19 protein-coding genes and 1 pseudogene are annotated in these 19,981 nt (G+C 61.4%); 18 read left to right on the top strand and 2 right to left on the bottom strand.

Translation table 11 applies throughout. From position 1 onward, the window contains the following. Window positions 1–42: 42 nt before the first annotated feature. The 13 genes from glpK to J5M57_RS19875 all read left to right on the top strand — a co-directional run bounded on the left by glpK (window position 43) and on the right by J5M57_RS19875 (window position 13,569). Window positions 43–1,545: a glycerol kinase GlpK gene (gene glpK / locus J5M57_RS19935; protein WP_016986644.1), complete on the top strand. Its 1,503-nt coding sequence runs from the start codon at window positions 43–45 to the stop codon at window positions 1,543–1,545. A 95-nt stretch (window positions 1,546–1,640) separates the two neighbouring features. Continuing rightward, window positions 1,641–2,396 (top strand): DeoR/GlpR family transcriptional regulator, encoded by a 756-nt coding sequence (locus J5M57_RS19930; protein WP_007916700.1) that lies wholly within the window; start codon window positions 1,641–1,643, stop codon window positions 2,394–2,396. 329 nt (window positions 2,397–2,725) lie between these two features. Beyond that, window positions 2,726–4,261, top strand: coding sequence for a glycerol-3-phosphate dehydrogenase (gene glpD, locus J5M57_RS19925; protein ID WP_207847945.1), 1,536 nt, complete (start codon window positions 2,726–2,728; stop codon window positions 4,259–4,261). A gap of 440 nt (window positions 4,262–4,701) precedes the next feature. Next, window positions 4,702–5,628, top strand: a complete 927-nt coding sequence (locus J5M57_RS19920) for a glutamate/aspartate ABC transporter substrate-binding protein (RefSeq protein ID WP_207847944.1) — start codon at window positions 4,702–4,704, stop codon at window positions 5,626–5,628. Between the two features lie 193 nt (window positions 5,629–5,821). Further along, entirely contained in the window at window positions 5,822–6,568 is a 747-nt protein-coding gene (locus J5M57_RS19915; protein WP_064589006.1) for an amino acid ABC transporter permease, read from the top strand. Further along, window positions 6,568–7,239 carry an ABC transporter permease subunit gene (locus J5M57_RS19910; protein ID WP_169842335.1) on the top strand — a complete coding sequence of 224 codons (672 nt, stop codon included), beginning with the start codon at window positions 6,568–6,570 and terminating at the stop codon, window positions 7,237–7,239. The genes J5M57_RS19915 and J5M57_RS19910 overlap by 1 nt, the downstream gene beginning before the upstream one ends. Beyond that, window positions 7,236–7,970, top strand: a complete 735-nt coding sequence (locus J5M57_RS19905; RefSeq protein ID WP_207847943.1) for an amino acid ABC transporter ATP-binding protein — start codon at window positions 7,236–7,238, stop codon at window positions 7,968–7,970. Before J5M57_RS19910 ends, J5M57_RS19905 begins: the two co-directional genes overlap by 4 nt. A gap of 218 nt (window positions 7,971–8,188) precedes the next feature. Beyond that, a complete protein-coding gene (locus J5M57_RS19900; RefSeq protein ID WP_207847942.1) occupies window positions 8,189–10,090 on the top strand; it encodes an ATP-binding protein in 1,902 nt (633 codons plus the stop codon). Continuing rightward, window positions 10,087–11,415 carry a sigma-54 dependent transcriptional regulator gene (locus J5M57_RS19895; protein ID WP_064589009.1) on the top strand — a complete coding sequence of 443 codons (1,329 nt, stop codon included), beginning with the start codon at window positions 10,087–10,089 and terminating at the stop codon, window positions 11,413–11,415. The genes J5M57_RS19900 and J5M57_RS19895 overlap by 4 nt, the downstream gene beginning before the upstream one ends. Window positions 11,416–11,423: 8 nt before the next feature. Then, window positions 11,424–11,753, top strand: a complete 330-nt coding sequence (locus J5M57_RS19890) for a GlpM family protein (protein ID WP_169842439.1) — start codon at window positions 11,424–11,426, stop codon at window positions 11,751–11,753. Window positions 11,754–11,862: 109 nt separating this feature from the next. Further along, window positions 11,863–12,783 (top strand): arginase, encoded by a 921-nt coding sequence (locus J5M57_RS19885; protein ID WP_207847941.1) that lies wholly within the window; start codon window positions 11,863–11,865, stop codon window positions 12,781–12,783. Further along, entirely contained in the window at window positions 12,780–13,154 is a 375-nt protein-coding gene (locus tag J5M57_RS19880) for a hypothetical protein (protein ID WP_003227768.1), read from the top strand. Before J5M57_RS19885 ends, J5M57_RS19880 begins: the two co-directional genes overlap by 4 nt. Window positions 13,155–13,185: 31 nt before the next feature. Further along, window positions 13,186–13,569: a transporter gene (locus J5M57_RS19875; protein WP_207847940.1), complete on the top strand. Its 384-nt coding sequence runs from the start codon at window positions 13,186–13,188 to the stop codon at window positions 13,567–13,569. A gap of 90 nt (window positions 13,570–13,659) precedes the next feature. Here the strand turns inward: J5M57_RS19875 and J5M57_RS19870 are convergent, their stop codons facing one another. Next, window positions 13,660–14,532 (bottom strand): fatty acid desaturase, encoded by an 873-nt coding sequence (locus J5M57_RS19870; RefSeq protein ID WP_207847939.1) that lies wholly within the window; start codon window positions 14,530–14,532, stop codon window positions 13,660–13,662. A gap of 72 nt (window positions 14,533–14,604) precedes the next feature. Beyond that, entirely contained in the window at window positions 14,605–15,366 is a 762-nt protein-coding gene (locus J5M57_RS19865) for a MipA/OmpV family protein (RefSeq protein ID WP_207847938.1), read from the bottom strand. 230 nt (window positions 15,367–15,596) lie between these two features. Here J5M57_RS19865 and J5M57_RS19860 point away from each other — a divergent pair, with 230 nt between their 5' ends. The 5 genes and pseudogenes from J5M57_RS19860 to J5M57_RS19840 all read left to right on the top strand — a co-directional run. Then, entirely contained in the window at window positions 15,597–16,307 is a 711-nt protein-coding gene (locus J5M57_RS19860) for an HAD-IB family phosphatase (RefSeq protein WP_207847937.1), read from the top strand. Then, the gene (locus J5M57_RS19855) at window positions 16,300–17,694 is read left to right on the top strand and encodes an aminotransferase class III-fold pyridoxal phosphate-dependent enzyme (protein ID WP_064589017.1); all 1,395 of its coding nucleotides are present in this window, start codon (window positions 16,300–16,302) and stop codon (window positions 17,692–17,694) included. The genes J5M57_RS19860 and J5M57_RS19855 overlap by 8 nt, the downstream gene beginning before the upstream one ends. Further along, window positions 17,691–18,569 carry an alpha/beta fold hydrolase gene (locus tag J5M57_RS19850; protein ID WP_207847936.1) on the top strand — a complete coding sequence of 293 codons (879 nt, stop codon included), beginning with the start codon at window positions 17,691–17,693 and terminating at the stop codon, window positions 18,567–18,569. Before J5M57_RS19855 ends, J5M57_RS19850 begins: the two co-directional genes overlap by 4 nt. Before the next feature lie 36 nt (window positions 18,570–18,605). Continuing rightward, complete coding sequence (locus J5M57_RS19845) at window positions 18,606–19,733, top strand: GNAT family N-acetyltransferase (protein WP_207847935.1); 1,128 nt, start codon at window positions 18,606–18,608, stop codon at window positions 19,731–19,733. Next, window positions 19,730–19,981 (top strand): annotated as a pseudogene (locus J5M57_RS19840) (two-component sensor histidine kinase); the annotation flags it as partial. The gene J5M57_RS19845 and the pseudogene J5M57_RS19840, both read left to right, overlap by 4 nt.

The raw sequence follows: 19,981 nt of genomic DNA, 5'->3' as shown, positions 1-19,981 counted from the left end.
CGCCCCGGCCCACTCTCCCTTATTTCGTCCAAGGCAATCGACATGACCGACATTCAGAATAAGAACTACATCATTGCCCTCGATCAGGGTACGACCAGCTCCCGCGCGATCATTTTCGACCGCGACGCGAACGTGGTCTGCACCGCCCAGCGCGAATTCGCTCAGCACTACCCGCAAGCCGGCTGGGTCGAACACGACCCGATGGAAATCTTCGCCACCCAGAGCGCAGTGATGGTTGAAGCACTGGCCCAGGCCGGTCTGCATCACGACCAGGTGGCGGCCATCGGCATCACCAACCAGCGTGAAACCACCGTGGTCTGGGACAAGACCACCGGTCGTCCGGTGTACAACGCCATCGTCTGGCAGTGCCGCCGCAGCACCGAGATCTGCCAGCAGCTCAAGCGCGATGGCCACGAAGACTACATCCGCGACAACACCGGCCTGGTCACCGATCCGTACTTCTCCGGCACCAAGCTGAAGTGGATCCTCGACAACGTCGAAGGCAGCCGCGAACGTGCGCGCAACGGCGAACTGTTGTTCGGCACCGTCGATAGCTGGCTGATCTGGAAATTCACCGGCGGCAAGGTGCACGTCACCGACTACACCAACGCCTCGCGCACCATGCTCTTCAACATCCACTCGCTGGAGTGGGACTCGAAGATGCTGGAAATTCTCGACATCCCGCGCGAGATGCTCCCGGAAGTGAAGGCTTCTTCGGAAATCTACGGCCGCACCAAGAGCGGCATCGCCATCGGCGGTATCGCCGGTGACCAGCAAGCGGCACTGTTCGGCCAGATGTGCGTCGAGCCGGGCCAGGCGAAAAACACCTACGGCACCGGTTGCTTCCTGCTGATGAACACCGGCGACAAAGCGGTGAAATCCCAGCACGGCATGCTCACCACCATCGCTTGCGGCCCGCGTGGCGAAGTGGCTTACGCCCTGGAAGGCGCGGTGTTCAACGGCGGTTCGACCGTGCAGTGGCTGCGCGATGAACTGAAGATCATCAACGACGCCCACGACACCGAATACTTCGCCAATAAAGTGAAGGACAGCAACGGCGTGTACCTGGTGCCGGCGTTCACCGGCCTGGGCGCTCCGTACTGGGACCCTTATGCCCGTGGCGCGCTGTTCGGCCTGACCCGCGGCGTGCGCGTGGATCACATCATCCGTGCCGCCCTGGAATCGATCGCCTACCAGACCCGCGACGTTCTCGACGCCATGCAACAGGACTCCGGCGAACGCCTCAAGGCCCTGCGTGTGGACGGCGGCGCGGTGGCGAACAACTTCCTGATGCAATTCCAGGCCGACATCCTCGGTACGCAGGTCGAGCGCCCGCAAATGCGCGAAACCACGGCACTCGGTGCAGCATACCTGGCCGGTCTGGCGTGCGGTTTCTGGGGCAGCCTGGACGAACTGCGCGGCAAGGCTGTGATCGAGCGTGAGTTCGAACCGAGCCTGGATGAAGTGGAGAAAGAGAAGCTGTACAAAGGCTGGAAAAAAGCCGTCAGCCGTACCCGTGACTGGGCACGTGAAGACGCTGAATAAGCCAACCTTCAGATCCAGATAGGCATCTAACTGGTAGGGAGGAGATTCCTGCGGCATCATGGGCAAATTTTGCACGGCAGCCCAAAGGAAGCCCCATGAATCTGCCTCCCCGTCAGCAGCAAATCCTCGAGCTGGTCCGCGAACGCGGCTATGTGAGCATCGAGGAAATGGCCACGCTGTTCGTTGTTACCCCGCAAACCATCCGCCGCGACATCAATCAGCTCGCGGAGGCCAATCTGTTGCGTCGCTACCATGGCGGCGCGGCCTACGATTCCAGCGTCGAAAACACTGCCTATGCGATGCGCGCCGACCAGATGCGCGACGAAAAACAACGCATCGGTGAAGCCATCGCCGCGCAGATCCCCGATCATGCCTCGCTGTTCATCAACATCGGCACCACCACCGAATCCATCGCCCGCGCCCTGCTCAACCACAATCACCTGAAGATCATCACCAACAACCTGCACGTCGCCTCGATGCTCAGCGCCAAGGATGATTTCGATGTGCTGCTGACCGGCGGCAATGTGCGCCGTGACGGCGGCGTGGTGGGTCAGGCGAGCGTGGACTTCATCAATCAGTTCAAGGTGGATTTTGCACTGGTGGGCATCAGCGGTATCGACGAAGACGGCAGCCTGCTCGACTTCGACTATCAGGAAGTGCGCGTCTCCCAGGCGATCATCGCCAATGCACGGCAGGTGATCCTGGCAGCCGACTCAAGCAAATTCGGGCGCAATGCGATGATCCGCCTCGGCCCGATCAGCCTGATCGATTGCCTGGTCACCGACCAGCAGCCGGTGCCGGCGTTGGCGCAGTTGTTGAGTCAGCACAAGATTCGCCTGGAAGTCGTTTAAACCCTACTTGGCGCAGCTCCCCTGTGGCGAGGGAGCTTGCTCCCGCTGGGCTGCGAAGCGGCCCCAAAACCATCCAACCTAATTCATCCAGCCACGCCTTGCGCACCGGATTCACGACGGCTGCGCCGCCGAGCGGGAGCAAGCTCCCTCGCCACAAAAAGCATCCCCCCGCCTAAACATGTTCGGAAATTTTCTTTTAACTTCCCTTCGATGAGTTTTTTCAATCGAAGTTGACTGGCTGTGCGCGTCTTTATGGGCTACCATTTTCGCAAATGAACATTAATGTTCGATTTCCAAGACAGAAAATCAAAAGAGCCCGAGGCCAGCCGATGTCCACATCTACCTTGCGTACGCCCCCTATCTCCGAGATCTACGACGTTGCCGTAATTGGCGGCGGGATCAATGGCGTGGGGATCGCAGCGGATGCCGCCGGTCGCGGTCTCTCGGTGTTCCTTTGCGAAAAGGATGACCTGGCCAGCCATACCTCGTCGGCCAGCAGCAAGCTGATCCACGGTGGCCTGCGCTACCTTGAACATTACGAATTCCGTCTGGTGCGTGAAGCGCTGGCCGAGCGCGAAGTGCTGCTGGCCAAGGCGCCGCACATCGTCAAGCCGATGCGCTTCGTGCTGCCACACCGTCCGCACCTGCGTCCGGCGTGGATGATCCGCGCCGGGCTGTTCCTGTATGACAACCTCGGCAAGCGCGAAAAACTGCCGGGCTCGAAAAGCCTGAAGTTCGGTGCCGACAGCGCGCTGAAAAGCGAAATCACCAAAGGCTTCGAATACTCCGATTGCTGGGTCGATGACGCCCGTCTCGTGGTCCTGAACGCCATGGCCGCCCGGGAACAAGGCGCCCATGTACACACCCAGACCCGTTGCGTCAGTGCTCGCCGCGCCAAGGGCCTGTGGCACCTGAACCTGGAACGTGCCGACGGCAGCCTGTTTTCGATCACCGCCAAAGCGCTGGTGAACGCGGCCGGCCCGTGGGTCGCCAAGTTCATCCGTGACGACCTGAAGATGGAATCGCCGTACGGCATCCGCCTGATCCAGGGCAGCCACATCATCGTGCCGAAACTGTACGAAGGTGAACACGCGCACATCCTGCAAAACGAAGATCAGCGCATCGTTTTCACTATTCCGTACCTGAATCACTTCACCCTGATCGGCACCACTGACCGCGAATACACCGGCGACCCGGCCAAAGTGGCGATCACCGACGGCGAAACCGATTACCTGCTCAAAGTGGTCAATGCCCACTTCAACAAGCAGATCAGCCGCGACGACATCCAGCACAGCTACTCGGGCGTGCGTCCGCTGTGCAATGACGAATCCGACAACCCTTCGGCCGTGACCCGCGATTACACCCTGGCGTTGTCCGGTGGCGGCGAAGAGGCACCGCTGCTGTCGGTGTTCGGCGGCAAACTGACCACTTACCGCAAACTGGCTGAATCGGCGATGGCGCAACTGCTGCCATTCTTCACCCAGATGCGCCCGAGCTGGACGGCAACCGCCACCCTGCCCGGCGGCGAAGACATGACCACCCCGCAGGCCTTGAGCGCGCAGATCCGCGACAAGTTCGACTTCGTGCCGAGCGAAATCGCCCGCCGCTGGGCCACCACCTACGGCAGCCGCACCTGGCGCATGCTCGAAGGCGTGGAAACCCTGGCAGACATGGGCGAGCACATCGGCGGCGGGCTCTACACCCGTGAAGTCGATTACCTGTGCAGCGAAGAATGGGCCACCACTGCCCACGACATCCTCTGGCGTCGCAGCAAACTGGGCCTGTTCACCACCCCGGTCGAGCAGGAGAAGCTGGCGGCTTACCTGGGCAAGGTCGAGCAGAATCGCAAGATTGAAGCGGCCTGATTTGAACATCGCTTAAAACGAAGCCCCTGAATCTCACGATTCAGGGGCTTTTTTTATGGGGCGTACATGCTCCCTGTAGGAGTGAGCCTGCTCGCGATAGCAGTGCATCAGGCACCCTCCGTTTGACCGTTCGACCGTGATCGCGAGCAGGCTCACTCCTACAGGGCATCGGTTCTCACTGAACTACGTTCGGTTTTCCGAACGCGACCTCCCGGTCAATTCGGATAACCGGATCAGTTTCAGCCAAAAACATCGACACAAAACTTTAATACCCTTAAAAATCAAACAGTTAAACTTCTACAACTGGTCTGGCACGACTCATGCTCTACACTCTCTCGACGAATGCCTGCCGTGCCAACACTTCAGGAGCCGTCAGGCATTCGAAGCACAAAAGGGCCGACGAACTGGCTCCATAAAAAAAACAATTCGAGGAAAATTTGATGCGCATCGTTCCCCATATCCTGGGCGCAGCCATTGCTGCCGCTCTGATCAGCACACCAGTTTTCGCCGCCGAACTCACCGGCACCCTGAAGAAAATCAACGATTCCGGCACCATCACGCTCGCTCACCGCGACAGCTCCATCCCGTTTTCCTACATCGCGGATGCTTCCGGCAAACCCGTGGGCTACTCCCACGACATTCAAGTGGCCATCGTTGAAGCCCTGAAAAAAGACCTGAACAAGCCAGACCTGAAGGTCAAGTACAACCTGGTGACCTCGCAAACCCGTATCCCGCTGATCCAGAACGGCACCGCGGATATCGAGTGCGGCTCCACCACCAACAACGCCGAACGCGCCCAGCAAGTCGACTTCACCGTCAACATCTTCGAAATCGGCACCCGTCTGCTGGTCAAGAAAGACAAGGATGGCAACCCGTCCTACAAGGACTTTGCCGACCTCAAAGGCAAAAACGTCGTGACCACCGCGGGCACCACGTCCGAGCGCATCATCAAAGCGATGAACGCCGACAAGCAGATGGGCATGAACATTATCTCCGCCAAGGACCACGGTGAGTCCTTCCAGATGCTGGAAAGCGGCCGCGCCGTTGCCTTCATGATGGACGACGCCCTGCTGGCTGGCGAAGAAGCCAAGGCCAAGAAGCCGGACGACTGGGTCATCACCGGTACGCCGCAGTCCTTCGAAGCCTATGCGTGCATGGTTCGCAAAGACGACCCGGCCTTCAAGAAAGCTGTCGATGACGCCATCGTTGGCCTGTACAAGTCCGGCGAGATCAACAAGATCTACAGCAAGTGGTTCGAGAGCCCGATCCCACCGAAAGGCCTGAACCTCAACTTCCCGATGAGCGACAAGGTCAAAGAGCTGATCGCCAACCCGAGCGACAAGCCGGCGCCTGACGTAAAAATCTGATTCCTGACTAACCTTATCGCCTGAGGGAGCCACCCTCCCTCAGGCGTCTGTTACTACCTGCTGGCTTTACTGTGGAACACTCGACCTGGCGGTTTCCGAGCCGATCGCGTGTGCCCGGCGTTCAACGTCGGACGGGAAAGGATCTTCCCCAAGCGGGTGCTTGTACATCGATCGATTTCGAGGGGAGACCCTAATGAATTACAACTGGGACTGGGGCGTGTTCTTCAAGTCCACCGGCGTGGGCAGCGAGACTTATCTCGACTGGTTCATTTCCGGTCTGGGCTGGACCATTGCCATCGCCGTCGTGGCATGGATCATCGCCTTGCTGCTGGGCTCCATTCTGGGGGTCATGCGCACCGTGCCGAGCCGCCTCGTATCGGGCATCGCGACCTGCTACGTGGAACTGTTTCGCAACGTGCCGCTGCTGGTTCAGCTGTTCATCTGGTACTTCCTGGTACCCGATCTGCTGCCGCAAAACCTGCAGGACTGGTACAAACAGGATCTGAACCCGACCACCTCGGCCTACCTGAGCGTCGTCGTGTGCCTGGGCCTGTTCACTGCCGCTCGCGTCTGTGAACAAGTGCGTACCGGCATCCAGGCGCTGCCACGCGGCCAGGAATCTGCCGCTCGCGCCATGGGTTTCAAGCTGCCGCAGATCTACTGGAACGTGCTGCTGCCCCAGGCCTACCGCATCATCATTCCGCCGCTGACCTCGGAATTCCTCAACGTCTTCAAGAACTCCTCCGTGGCGTCCCTGATCGGCCTGATGGAACTGCTGGCGCAAACCAAACAGACCGCCGAATTTTCGGCCAACCTGTTTGAAGCCTTCACCCTGGCCACGCTGATCTACTTCACCCTGAACATGAGCCTGATGCTGCTGATGCGCCTGGTCGAGAAGAAAGTCGCAGTGCCCGGCCTGATCTCCGTGGGGGGTAAATAATGGACTTCGATTTCAGCGGCATCATCCCCGCGATCCCGGGCCTGTGGAACGGCATGGTCATGACCCTGCAGTTGATGGTCATGGGCGTGGTCGGCGGCATCGTGCTGGGGACCCTCCTCGCGCTGATGCGCCTGTCGTCCAGCAAACTGCTGTCACGCGTGGCCGGCGCCTATGTGAACTACTTCCGCTCGATCCCGCTGCTGCTGGTGATCACCTGGTTCTACCTGGCGGTACCGTTCGTGCTGCGCTGGATCACCGGCGAAGACACCCCGATCGGCGCGTTCACCTCCTGCGTCGTGGCCTTCATGATGTTCGAAGCCGCGTACTTCTGTGAAATCGTCCGGGCCGGCGTGCAGTCGATCCCCAAAGGCCAGATGGCCGCCGCGCAGGCGATGGGCATGACCTATGGCCAGACCATGCGTCTGATCATCCTGCCCCAGGCGTTCCGCAAGATGACTCCGTTGCTGCTGCAACAGTCGATCATCCTGTTCCAGGACACCTCGCTGGTCTACACCGTGGGCCTGGTGGATTTCCTCAACTCCGCCCGCTCCAGCGGCGACATCATCGGTCGTTCCAACGAGTTCCTGATCTTCGCCGGTGTCGTCTACTTCATCATCAGCTTTTCCGCCTCGCTGCTGGTCAAGCGTCTGCAAAAAAGGTTCGCCGTATGATCTCTATCAAAAACATCAACAAGTGGTATGGGGACTTCCAGGTGCTGACTGATTGCAGCACCGAGGTCGAGAAAGGCGAAGTGATCGTGGTCTGCGGCCCGTCGGGTTCCGGCAAGTCGACCCTGATCAAGTGCGTCAACGCGCTGGAGCCGTTCCAGAAAGGCGACATCGTCGTCGACGGCACCTCGATTGCCGACTCCAAGACCAACCTGCCGAAACTGCGCTCGCGCGTCGGCATGGTGTTCCAGCATTTCGAACTGTTCCCGCACCTGACCATCACCGAAAACCTGACCATCGCGCAGATCAAGGTGCTCGGCCGCAGCAAGGAAGAGGCGACCAAGAAAGGTCTGCAACTGCTCGAGCGCGTCGGCTTGTCGGCGCATGCGCACAAGCACCCGGGGCAACTGTCCGGCGGTCAGCAACAGCGTGTGGCGATTGCCCGTGCGCTGGCGATGGACCCGATCGTCATGCTGTTCGACGAACCGACTTCGGCGCTCGACCCGGAAATGGTCAACGAAGTGCTCGACGTGATGGTGCAACTGGCCCACGAAGGCATGACCATGATGTGCGTGACCCACGAAATGGGCTTTGCCCGCAAAGTGGCCGACCGCGTGATCTTCATGGACGCCGGCAAGATCATCGAAGACTGCCCGAAAGAGGAGTTCTTCGGCGACATCAAGGCCCGCTCCGAACGCGCGCAGCATTTCCTCGAGAAAATCCTGCAGCACTAAAAGCAATACCGATTTGCCCTTGTGGCGAGGGAGCTTGCTCCCGCTGGGTCGCGCAGCGGCCCCAAAACCTGCCAATGCAATCTATCTGAAACACCGCATTGAATGGATTGACGACTGCTTCGCAGTCGAGCGGGAGCAAGCTCCCTCGCCACAGGTTCCAGGCTCGACCAAACCAGTGCGCCGTCCGCGGCAGCGCTGGTTGACCCAAGGCAACTGTGATGAAATGCGACCCCAATCTCTATCGCGCAGCGCCGCCATCACTTGCCGTGAAGCCCCGTCTGATTCGCCATCTGTTCCTGCCGCCGCTGATCATCGTGCTGATGATCGGACTGGGTTACGCCGGCTTCTGGACCAGTGAACACTTCGGCATCCGCAGCCTCAGCGAAAGCGGCCAGCGCCAGCTGGAACTGCATGCGCGCACGGTCGAAAGCGAGATCAGCAAATACACCTACCTGCCCAGCCTGCTGGAACTGGAAACCAGTGTCCCGCAACTGCTGGCCGACCCGACCGCGGAACACCGGCAAACGGTCAATGCGTACCTTGAAGGCCTGAACCGGCGCAGCCGCAGTCGGGCCATCTACGTGATGGACACCACCGGCCGCGTGATGGCCACCAGCAACTGGCGCGACGTCGACAGTTATCTGGGAGAAGACCTGTCCTTTCGCGCCTATTTCCAGAAAGCCGTGCGCGGCGAACCCGGGCGTTTCTACGGAATCGGCAGCACCAGCGGCGAACCCGGCTACTACCTGGCCCATGGCCTGGAAGAGCACGGCAAGATCATCGGCGTCGCCGTGGTCAAGGTGCGTCTCGAAGCGCTGGAAGAACGCTGGCAACGGGCGCGCCTGGAGGCCTTCGTCAGCGACGAGAACGGCATCATCATCCTCTCCAGCGACCCGGCGCGACGCCTGAAATCAGTGGTACCGCTGAGCGACGAAACCAAGGAAAAACTCGCCCGCAGCCTGCAGTATTACTGGTTCCCGCTCAACGAACTGCAACCACTGGCCCGCGAGACCCTGGCCGAGGGCGTGGAGAAACTGACCTTCCCGGCCAACAGCGAACTGAGCGCCGACGACGACAGCATCAGCTACCTGGCGCAAACCCGGCCGCTGAGCGACACACCGTGGAATTTCACCCTGCTCACGCCGTTGCAGGACTTGCGCCGCGAGGCGATCAACCAAGGGATTCTGGTGTCGGTGGCCTTCGCCCTGGTGGCGTTCCTACTGATCGCCTGGAACGAGCGGCGCAAGGTCATCGCCACCCGCCTCGCCGCCCGCGAAGCCTTGCAGGAAGCCAACAATCAACTGGAGCGTCGGATTACCGAACGCACCACCGACCTGCGCGCCAGCAACGAACGCCTCAAGAGCCAGATCCGCGAACGGCGGCAGGCCGAAGAAACCCTGCGTCGCGCCCAGGACGAACTGGTGCAGGCCGGCAAACTCGCGGCCATCGGCCAGATGTCGACGAGCATCGCCCACGAGCTGAACCAGCCGCTGGCGGCGATGCGCACGCTGTCGGGCAACACCATTCGTTTCCTTGAACGCGGTCAGCTCGACGTCGCCAGCACCAACCTCAAGACCATCAACGACCTGATCGACCGCATGGGCCGGATCACCGCCAGCCTGCGCTCGTTCGCCCGCCGCGGTGACGACAAGGGTCAGGCCAGTCTAGGCAAAGCGGTGGAGGCGGCGCTGCAATTGCTCGGCGCGCGGGTGGACAGCATGGCGCTGCAACTGCACCGCCAGTTCAGCGACGTGCAGGTACAGATCGACCAGACCCGCCTCGAACAGATTCTGGTCAACCTGATCGGCAACGCCCTCGACGCCATGCAGGCGCAGCCACAGCCGGAACTGTGGCTGGAGGGCGAAGAATTCAACGGCAAATATCGCCTGCGGGTGCGTGACAACGGTCACGGTGTCGATGCCGAGGCGCGCAAGCATCTGTTCGAGCCGTTCTTCACCACCAAACCCGGCGAGCAGGGCCTGGGCCTCGGCCTGACCCTCTCCGCCAGTCTCGCTGCCGCCACCGGCGGGCACCTGGGTGTCGAACACCCGGCCAACGGTGGCACCACCTTCGTCCTCAGTTTACCGTTGGTAAGCCCTACTCCTGCCGAGCCAATATGAACCACGACCTTAGTGTGCTGATCGTCGAAGACGACCCCCATGTGCTGCTCGGCTGCCAGCAGGCGCTGACCCTGGAAGACATTCCCTGCATCGGCGTCGGCAGTGCCGAAGAAGCGCTGGAGCAGGTCGGCGACAACTTTGCCGGGATCGTCATCAGCGACATCCGCCTGCCGGGCATCGATGGCCTGGAACTGCTGACCCGCCTCAAGCAACGCGACCGCAGCCTGCCGGTGGTGCTGATCACCGGCCACGGCGACATTTCCATGGCGGTCGGCGCGATGCAGAAAGGCGCCTACGACTTCATGGAGAAACCCTTCTCGCCGGAGCGTCTGGTGGACGTCGCCCGGCGTGCGCTGGAGCAACGCAGCCTCGCCCGGGAAGTCTCCTCGCTGCGCCGACAACTGGCCGAACGCGATTCACTCGAAGGGCGGATCATCGGTCGCTCACCCGCCATGCAGAACCTGCGCGAGCTGATCGCCAACGTCGCCGACACCTCGGCCAACGTGCTGATCGAAGGTGAGACCGGCACCGGCAAGGAACTGGTCGCGCGCTGCCTGCACGACTTCAGCCGCCGGCACACCAAGCAGTTCGTCGCGCTGAACTGCGGCGGCCTGCCGGAAAACCTCTTCGAAAGCGAGATCTTCGGCCACGAGGCCAACGCCTTCACCGGCGCCGGCAAGCGGCGCATCGGCAAGATCGAACACGCCGACGGCGGCACGCTGTTCCTCGACGAAGTGGAAAGCATGCCGCTGCCGCTGCAGATCAAACTGCTGCGCGTGTTGCAGGAGCGCACCCTCGAACGCCTCGGTTCGAACCAGAGTGTGGCGGTGGACTGCCGGGTGATTGCAGCGACCAAGTCCGACCTCGACGACGCGAGCAAGGCCGGCGAATTCCGCAGCGACTTGTACTACCGCCTCAACGTGGTGACGCTGGAACTGCCGCCACTGCGCGAGCGGCGCGAAGACATCCTGCAACTGTTCGAACACTTCACCCAGCAGTCGGCGCTGCGTTTTGACCGGGTGCTGCCGGAACTGGACAACCAGACCCTGTCGAACCTGATGAGCCACGACTGGCCGGGCAACGTGCGTGAACTGCGCAACGTCGCCGAACGCTTCGCCCTCGGCCTGCCGGCGTTCAAGAAGTCCGGCGCCAGCAGTGGCGGCCAGGGCCTGGCGTTTGCCGAAGCGGTGGAAGCGTTCGAGCGCAACCTGCTCAGCGATGCCTTGCAGCGCAGCGGCGGCAACCTGACCCAGGCCAGCCTGGAACTGGGCATGGCCAAGACCACGCTGTTCGACAAAGTGAAAAAATACGGGTTGAGCCACTGATGGATCTGATTCTCAAAGCAGCACTCGGCGCGGCAGTGGTGGTGATCCTCGCCGCACTGTCGAAGACCCGAAACTATTACATCGCCGGGCTGGTGCCGCTGTTTCCGACCTTTGCCCTGATCGCCCATTACATCGTCGGCAAGAGCCGCTCGATCGACGATCTGAAGGCGACCATCGTGTTCGGCATGTGGTCGATCATTCCGTACTTCATCTACCTGGCGACGCTGTACGTGATGGTCGACCGCATGCGGCTGGAGGCGTCACTCGCGGTGGCGGTTGTGGCGTGGTTGATCGCCGCGACCGTGCTGGTCACGGTGTGGGTGCGCCTGCACGCCTGAGCCGGACGCTGGCCCGCCCCTTGCATTTACCCCCAAAGCCCTGCCCGGCTGGCGCTCATGATCGATGAGGCCGGTGTCTGGCAGGGTCTGCCAAGGGTGAATAGCGACCTTGAACATTTTAGATCTCGACCACAGCCTGACTGCCCAGGCGCCCATTGCGCGACTGCTCGACAGTGGCCGCGCCCGCCGCCTGGACCTGCTCGACCTCGGCCCGAAACTCAGGCTCTGGTCCAGCGAACGCACCTGGCGGCGTTTCGCCGAACGCTTGCAGCAACGGCCACGGCATACCGGCCCAACGCCGGAAATCTTCTTCGTCGGCTCCGGTGATTATCACCACCTGACCCCGGCGTTTCTCAGCGACCTGCCCGAGCCGGTCAGCCTGATCCACTTCGACAATCACCCCGACTGGGTGCGTTTCGCGCCGCGTCGGCATTGTGGTTCCTGGGTCAATCAGGCGCTGAAACTGCCGAACATCCGCCGCATCGTCACCCTGGGCCCGTGCAGCGATGACCTGCAGAATCCACAGCTCAAGGGCGGCAACCTCGCAGCCCTCAGACGCGGGGTTCTACAGTTGTTTCCGTGGCAGCATGCGCCCTCCAGAGTCTGGGGACGGGTAGGCGACGGCGCCGGCCATGAGCAGCAGGAAAACATGCTGCACTGGCGCAATTTGTCCGAAGTGGACTGGAGCCTGTTCCTCGACCACCTGATCACCGGCCTGCCCACCGATGCGGTGTGGATCACCATCGACAAGGACGTGCTCGCCAGCGAAGACGCCGCCACCAATTGGGATCAGGGCGGCATGCGCCTGAGCCATATGCTCCAGGCCCTGCGCGCGCTGGCGGCGAGCAAGCGGATCATCGGCATCGACATCTGCGGCGAATACGCCCGCCCGGCCTTCAGCAACCTGCTCAAACGCTGGGAGGCGAAGACCGACCAGCCGCCGGCCGAGCGCTGGAGCGACGCCGATATCCTGCGCAATTCGACGACCAATCAAGCCTTGATCGAGCTGTTCGAGGAGCTGTTTCCATGACGTTTACCGTGATTGTGCTGGTGGCCCTGTCGATTGTTCTGGATGTGATCGGCCAGCTCTGTTTCAAACTGGGCCTGGATCGACTGCCGGAACTGGAAGGTGGTTTTCGCCTTCAGGTGTTCTGGGGGCAGGTGTTCAACGCGCCACTGCTGTGGGCCGGGATCGGCGCTTACGCCATCGAGTTTTTCGTCTGGCTCGGCGCCCTGTCGCGGGCACCGCTGAGCCTGCTGTTTCCGGCGGCGGCGCTGGCTTATTGCGGCGTGGTGCTGGCGGGCAAACTGGTGCTCGGTGAAACCGTCAGCCGGCGGCGCTGGCTGGGCACGCTGGTGATTACGGCGGGCGTGATGCTCGTGTGTGCCGGCCATGTCTGAAGTTCGCCTGGAACTGCAAAGGAACGACGCAATGCATTGGCTACACGGGCGCCTGGGCACCATCGTGCTATGGGCGCTGTTGATCATTCTGGAAAGTGGCGGACAGATCGCGAGCAAGGTCGGTGGCGATCAACTGGGGCAGATGGACTTCACCCTGCAATGGCTGCAAGGCATCGTCATGACGCCCGGCGTGTGGGTCGCGATTGCCTGCTACATCGGCGCGTTTTTTGTCTGGATGCTGATCCTGCGCCGCAGCAGCCTGTCACTGGCGTTTCCGCTGAGTTCGCTGGTGTTTGTCGGCGTGCTGCTGGGGTCGTGGCTGGGGCTGGGCGAGCAGATCAGCCTGCTGCACTGGGTTGGCGTGGCGGTGATCATGGGCGGGATTGCCTTGCTTGCCGAAGGCGAAGAACACTGAAAATCACCCGGTAGGAGCTGCCGCAGGCTGCGATCTCTTGATCTTTAAAGACAAAAGATCGCAGCCTGCGGCAGCTCCTACACAAATCGGTCAGGCGTCAGGCTTTTGGTGTTTCAGCAGAAACCCCAATCCGTGCGCCAGCGGAATATCCTTCACCCCCGCCTCCTGCTGTTGCCGGGCGATCTGCCGGTGATAGGCCTTGACCTGCGTCCAGTGCATTTTCGGCCGGTAGTGGTGTTCGGCGTGATAGCCGTTGTTCATCCACAGCAGGTTGTACAGCGGGCTGTAGGCACTCACGCCCCAGGCCATCGGCAAGTCCGGGTTGCCGCCAAAATGTTCGTAGTAACCGTTGAGCGACGACAACGCCTGCCCCAGATACCAGAACGGCAGCAGCACCAGCACCGCCTGCCAGTCGAACACCGCCAGCAGCAGATAAAACGCCACCGTCACATAGATTTCCACCTGAACCCAACGCGCGTCCTGCGGCCGTTTGCGGCGCATCTCGGTGTAGATCGGTTTGGGATCGTCGCGGAAAAAACTCAGGAAGGTATAAGCCCAGAGATTCTCCGGCTGACCGTCCTTGCCGCGTTGATAAATCGACAGCGGATCAATGGTCTTGCCGTCCGGCCCCGGCCGGTCCGAGTTGCCGCGGTGATGGCGGTTATGGATATCGCGATAGAGGGTTTGCGAAAAACCGATGGTCACCGACAGCAACAGATCGAACGCCCGGTTCAGCCACGCCGGGGTGAAGTAGGCGTTGTGAATCTGGTTGTGGGAAATGCTGTTGATGCTCCACGACAGGCTGATCGCATAGCCTAGCGCCAGCGGCACGAAGGCCCACCAGGACAGGTCGTGGAAAGCCGAAACCAGCCACAGGACAAAAGCAAAATGGGCCAGGCCCAAAGCGATGGGGATCAAATCCCATAACGAATGGGCCAACAAACGATAAGCGGGGCGAGCCATGAAGAACATCCTGAAGGAATGGATTCGACATGGCTGTCTGCAAACCGCAGACCAATTCGCCCGTGGCTGAAATCAGTCGAACTTGTAGGCGATGGCCGCCTGCACTTCGCCCTGATTGGTATCGCCCACCGCCTTGACGATGCTGCTGTCTGCCGCCGAGCGCGTCAGGTGAATCCAGCTCGCGCTGGTGACCAGAGACCAGTGCGGCGCCAGTGGAAACTCGAAGCTCTGGGTCAGCGCCACGTTCTGCAAACCGCCACCGGCGTTGTAGGCGCGCAATCCCGAAGCCTGCGCCTCGCGATCACTGACGCCGAAGAAGGTCTGTGTGCCTTGAGCATCGGCGAAATGCGCGGTCAGGTTGCTGCTGCCAATCACCCCGCCGCCCAGTGGATAGCCGATTTCACCCCCCACTTTGCCAAACACACCGCCCTGCCCGCTGCCACCGCCGACGGCTTGGCCAACGAAGGCGAACACGCGCCAGAAATCGGCCGGTGCGTACTGCACGAAACCGCCGGCTTCGGCCATGTCCGGCACATCCCGCAGGCCGCGCAATTCGCCATTGGCGGTACGCCCCGCGAGGTAATTGAGATACGGCCCGGCGCTGAAGCCGTTGCTTTTCAAGGCGCTCCAGGTCAGGCCGTCGTCGGTGCCGAGGCTGACATCGCCCCAGTCCAGATCCAGATACGGGATCGGCCGGGTTTCGTAACGGCTGCCGCTCGGATCATGCGGTTGATACCCCAGGCCCAGACCCGCTTCGCCCGTGATGCCATCCGCCACGGCGGCCCCGGAAAAGCAGACCAGGGCGCTCAATAACGCCAGTGTTTTCCTCTGCATGAGGTGATTCCTTTTCTGAACTTGCGCGCATCAATCCCCGGATACCGTCCTTGGCGCAAGCACTCATGTTGTTTGTAGCAAGCTACAAAAATTGTAGCTGCACTTCGCAAAAATCCCGTATCGCCCCCGCCATTACGGGGCCTGGGCCATTTGGCACAGTCCCTGCTCCCACCCTTGCCAGGCGCAGACCGCGCACCCTGACAACGGCCTCGACCCAACAGGTACCGCAGATGATTGACTGGCATATCGTGTGTGATTTCGACGGGACGATCACCCATACCGACGTGATCGACAGCATCCTTGAACGCTTCGCCGACCCGAGTTGGGAAGCCATCGAAAACGAATGGCTGGAGGGCAAGATCGGTTCCCGTGAATGCCTCAGCCGTCAGCTGGCGCTGATCCAGGCCACGCCTGCGCAACTGCTCGAGTTCTTCGACAGCATCGAGATCGATCCCGACTTCCCCGATTTCGTCGACCACGTGATCGGCCTCGGCGCTTCGCTGGAAGTGGTCAGCGATGGCATCGAGCAAGGCATCGCGCGGATCCTTGCGCGCAACTACGTGACGCTGCTGCCGATCCTCGCCAACCGCCTGCGCCAGATCGATCACGACAAGTGGCGCATCGATTTCCCTTACGCCAGCGACGCCTGCCGCGCCGCCGCCGGCAACTGCAAATGCAAATCCACCCCCACCAGCAAACGCGTGCTGGTGATCGGTGACGGCCAGTCCGACATGTGCGTGGCGTCCACCGCCGATTTCGTCTTCGCTAAGGATCGCCTGGCCGAGCATTGCGAGCGCAACGGCATCGCCTACGCGCGCTTCGAGAGCTTCGCCGAACTGCCACAACTGTTGGCCCGCCTGCCGCTGGCCGCGGCCGCCAACGCCGTCACTTTCAGCACCGAATCCACTTCTGAAGCACAGGAAACCCTGCACCATGTCTGATATCCGCATCGCGACCGCCGAAGACCAGGTCCTTCTGGAAAAAGAAGCCAAATACTGCTCCTACGGTGACACCGTTCACTACATCGAACCGCCGCGCATCTTCAGTCGCTGCGAAGGCTCCTACGTCTGGGACACCGAAGACCAGGCCTACCTCGATTTGCAGATGTGGTACTCGGCGGTCAACTTCGGTTACGCCAACCCGCGCCTGAACAACGCGCTGAAACAGCAGATCGACACCCTGCCGCAGATCGCCAGCCAATACCTGCACAAGGGCAAGATCGAGCTGTCGGAAATGATCGCGGTCGACGCCAAGAAAAAATTCGGCCTCGACGGCCGGGTGCATTTCAACGTCGGCGGCTCGCAGTCGATCGAAGACTCGTTGAAAGTCGTGCGCAACGCCACCAACGGCAAGAGCCTGATGTTCGCCTTCGAGGGCGGCTACCACGGGCGCACCCTCGGTGCTTCGTCGATCACCTCCAGCTATCGCTATCGCCGCCGCTACGGTCACTTCGGTGAACGTGCGCAGTTCATCCCGTTCCCGTATCACTTCCGTGGCCCGAAAGGCATGACCAAGGAAGAGTACGGCAGCCACTGCGTGCAGCAATTCGCGCGGTTGTTCGAGACCGAATACAACGGTGTCTGGGACCCGAAAGTCGGCCAGAGCGAATACGCCGCGTTCTACGTCGAACCGATCCAGGGCACCGGCGGCTACGTGATCCCGCCGATGAACTTCTACAGCGAACTCAAGCACGTTCTGGATCAGCACGGCATCCTGATGGTCGTTGACGAAATCCAGATGGGCTTCTACCGCACCGGCAAGCTGTGGTCGATCGAACACTTCGACGTCAAACCCGACGTGATCGTCTTCGGCAAGGCGCTGACCAACGGCCTCAACCCGCTGGGCGGCATCTGGGCTCGTGAAGAACTGATCAACCCGAAAGTCTTCCCGCCAGGCTCGACCCACTCGACCTTCGCCTCCAACCCGCTGGGCACGGCAGTGGGTCTGGAAATGTTCAAGATGACCAGCGAAGTCGACTACGGCGCGATGGTCATGGCCAAGGGCAAATACTTCCTCGAAGGCCTGCAGGATCTGCAAAAACGCTACCCGATCATTGGTGATGTCGACGGCCTCGGTCTGGCGCTGCGCTGCGAGATCTGCACCGCGGACGGCTTCACCCCGGACAAGGCCACCCTCGACTTCATGGTCGAAGAAGGCATGAAGGGCGACATCGAAATCGACGGCCGTCGCCTGGGCCTGATTCTCGATGTGGGCGGTTACTACAAGAACGTCATCACCCTCGCGCCGTCGCTGGAAATCAGCTATCCGGAAATCGATCTGGGCCTGGCCCTGCTCGACCGCCTGCTGCATCGGGCGATGAAACGATGATCGACGCAGAGATCGACATGGGCGAAGGCAACGCCGGTTTCGTTCTCGGCAACGGGGAGGTCGCGGTGCTGTTGATCCACGGCCTCACCGGCACCCCGACGGAGTTGCGTCGGGTGGCCGTGGGCCTGGCGAAAGCCGGGCACACGGTCTATGTGCCGACCCTGGCCGGGCACTGCGGCGGCAATGCCGACCTGCAGGCCACCGGCTGGCGCGACTGGTACGAAAGCGCGCGCAACACCTTCGTCGGCGTACGCCGCAAACACCGCAAGGTGTATGTCGGAGGCTTGTCCATGGGCGCGGTGTTGTCGATGTACCTGGCCGCCGAACACCCCGGGCAGATCGAAGGCTTGCTGCTGTATTCGACCACCCTGCGCTACGACGGCTGGAGCATCAACAAACTGGCGTTTCTCACCCCGTTGCTGATGAAAATCCCGTTCGGTGTGCACCTGTGCAGTTTCGAAGAAAAGCCGCCCTACGGGATCAAGAACGAGCGCCTGCGCGCCATCGTCGAACGCCAGATGAAAGAAGGCCAGAGCACTCAGGCCGGTCTGCTGACCATGGAAGGCGTCACGGTACGGGAACTGCACCGGCTCAATGCCGTGGTGAAAAAACGCATGCCGTCGATCACCACGCCGGCGCTGGTGCTGCACTCCATCGAGGACGACATCACCAGCCGCTGGAACGCCGATTACGTCGAACGCACACTCGGCGGGCCGGTGACCAAGGTGCTGCTCGACGACTGCTATCACATGATCACCGTGGATTTGCAGTACCGCCGGGTCGTGGAGTTGAGCGCCGATTTCATCGAGCGCGGCGTCACGCAACCGGTCGCCATGGCCGATACGCCGTCACTGGAAACCCGGCAACTGGCTTGAGCAGTTGCAGCCGACTCGCCGACACAAGGAACCGACGTGATCACCGCTCAAGCCTTTTCAACGATCGAAGCGATCGACCGCTGCGCCTGGAATGACTGCTTTGCCGATGAGCTGGAAGACTGGGATTACTACCGCGCGGTAGAACGTGCAGGGATTGACGGTTTTCATTGGCGTTACCTGACGCTGCATGAAGACGGCCGAGTGATCGCAGCCGCCGTGGCGTTCACCACCGCCTATTCGCTGGACACCACGCTGCAGGGCACGGGCAAACGCGTCAGCCAATGGCTGCGCCGGTGCCTGCCCGGGCTGTTCGACATCCGTCTGTACGCCCTCGGCTCGCCGGTGGCCGAGCAATGCCATGTCGGTACCGCGTCGCAGGTTGATCAGGCGCGGCGCCCGGCGTTGCTCGCGCAATTGCTGGCGCTGGCAACAGAGGATGCCGATCAGCTCGGGATCGGCCTGTTCGCGGTCAAGGACGCCTCGCATCGCGACCGACAATGGCTGCAGGTCTGCGCCCAGTCCGGTTTGCAAAGCATGCCCGGCCTGCCCGGCGCCGAGCTGCCCATCACCTTCGCCTCGGTGGATGCGTACCTCGGCAGCCTCGGCAAATCCACGCGCAAAGACCTGCGCCGGACCTTGCGCAACCACGGCCCGCGCACGGAGTGGCGACGTTCGGTGCACGACGTGCTGCCGCGCATGATGGAGCTCTACGAAGCCACCCTCGCCCGCAGTGACCTGGCCTTCGAATGCCTGCCCGCCGCGTACTTTCGCGAAGTGCTCGCGCACCTCGACGAGCGCGCGGCGTGCGTGCTCTATTGGCTCGACAATGAACTGGTGGCATTCAACCTGGTGCTGCTCGACGGGCGGCGGATGGTCGACAAGTTTTTTGCCCACGATCTGGCCCGTACCCGCGAATACAACCTTTACACCCGCAGCTGGCTGTTCAATGTCGACTACTGTATTGAACACAATCTGGCGATCTACGCGTGCGGGCAGGCCGGCTATGCCAGTAAGCTGCGCCTGGGTTGCTCGTTTGTTGGCAACACAGTGTTCTTCCGCCATCGCAACCCGCTGTTCGATCAACTGTTGCGTCTGGTGAAAATATTCGTTCGCCCGGATCGCTCCGATCCGGCCATGGCCGCTGCAATAAGCGAAATCCGATGATCAATGACCGCCGCACCACGCCCCGACCTTTTGCCCTTTCCGGCTGGAGCCTGCAACGCAAACTGGTGCTGGCGTTCTGGCTGGTGAGCGTGATTCCGACCATGATCGCGGCCGAACTGGCGGCCACCACGCTGTCGCAGATCTTCGACAGCAACGTGCGCATCTGGCTGCAGGAATCGTCGAAGATCGTCGAGGACGAGATCAGTGAAATCCTCCGTGACAACGCCCGGGCCGCGCAGTTGTTCATG

It is taken from the genome of Pseudomonas sp. 86_A (assembly GCF_017491705.1).
Classification (GTDB): domain Bacteria; phylum Pseudomonadota; class Gammaproteobacteria; order Pseudomonadales; family Pseudomonadaceae; genus Aquipseudomonas; species Aquipseudomonas koreensis.
The sequence above is the reverse complement of the archived record's forward strand: the minus strand, read 5'-3'. Positions and strand labels throughout refer to the sequence as shown.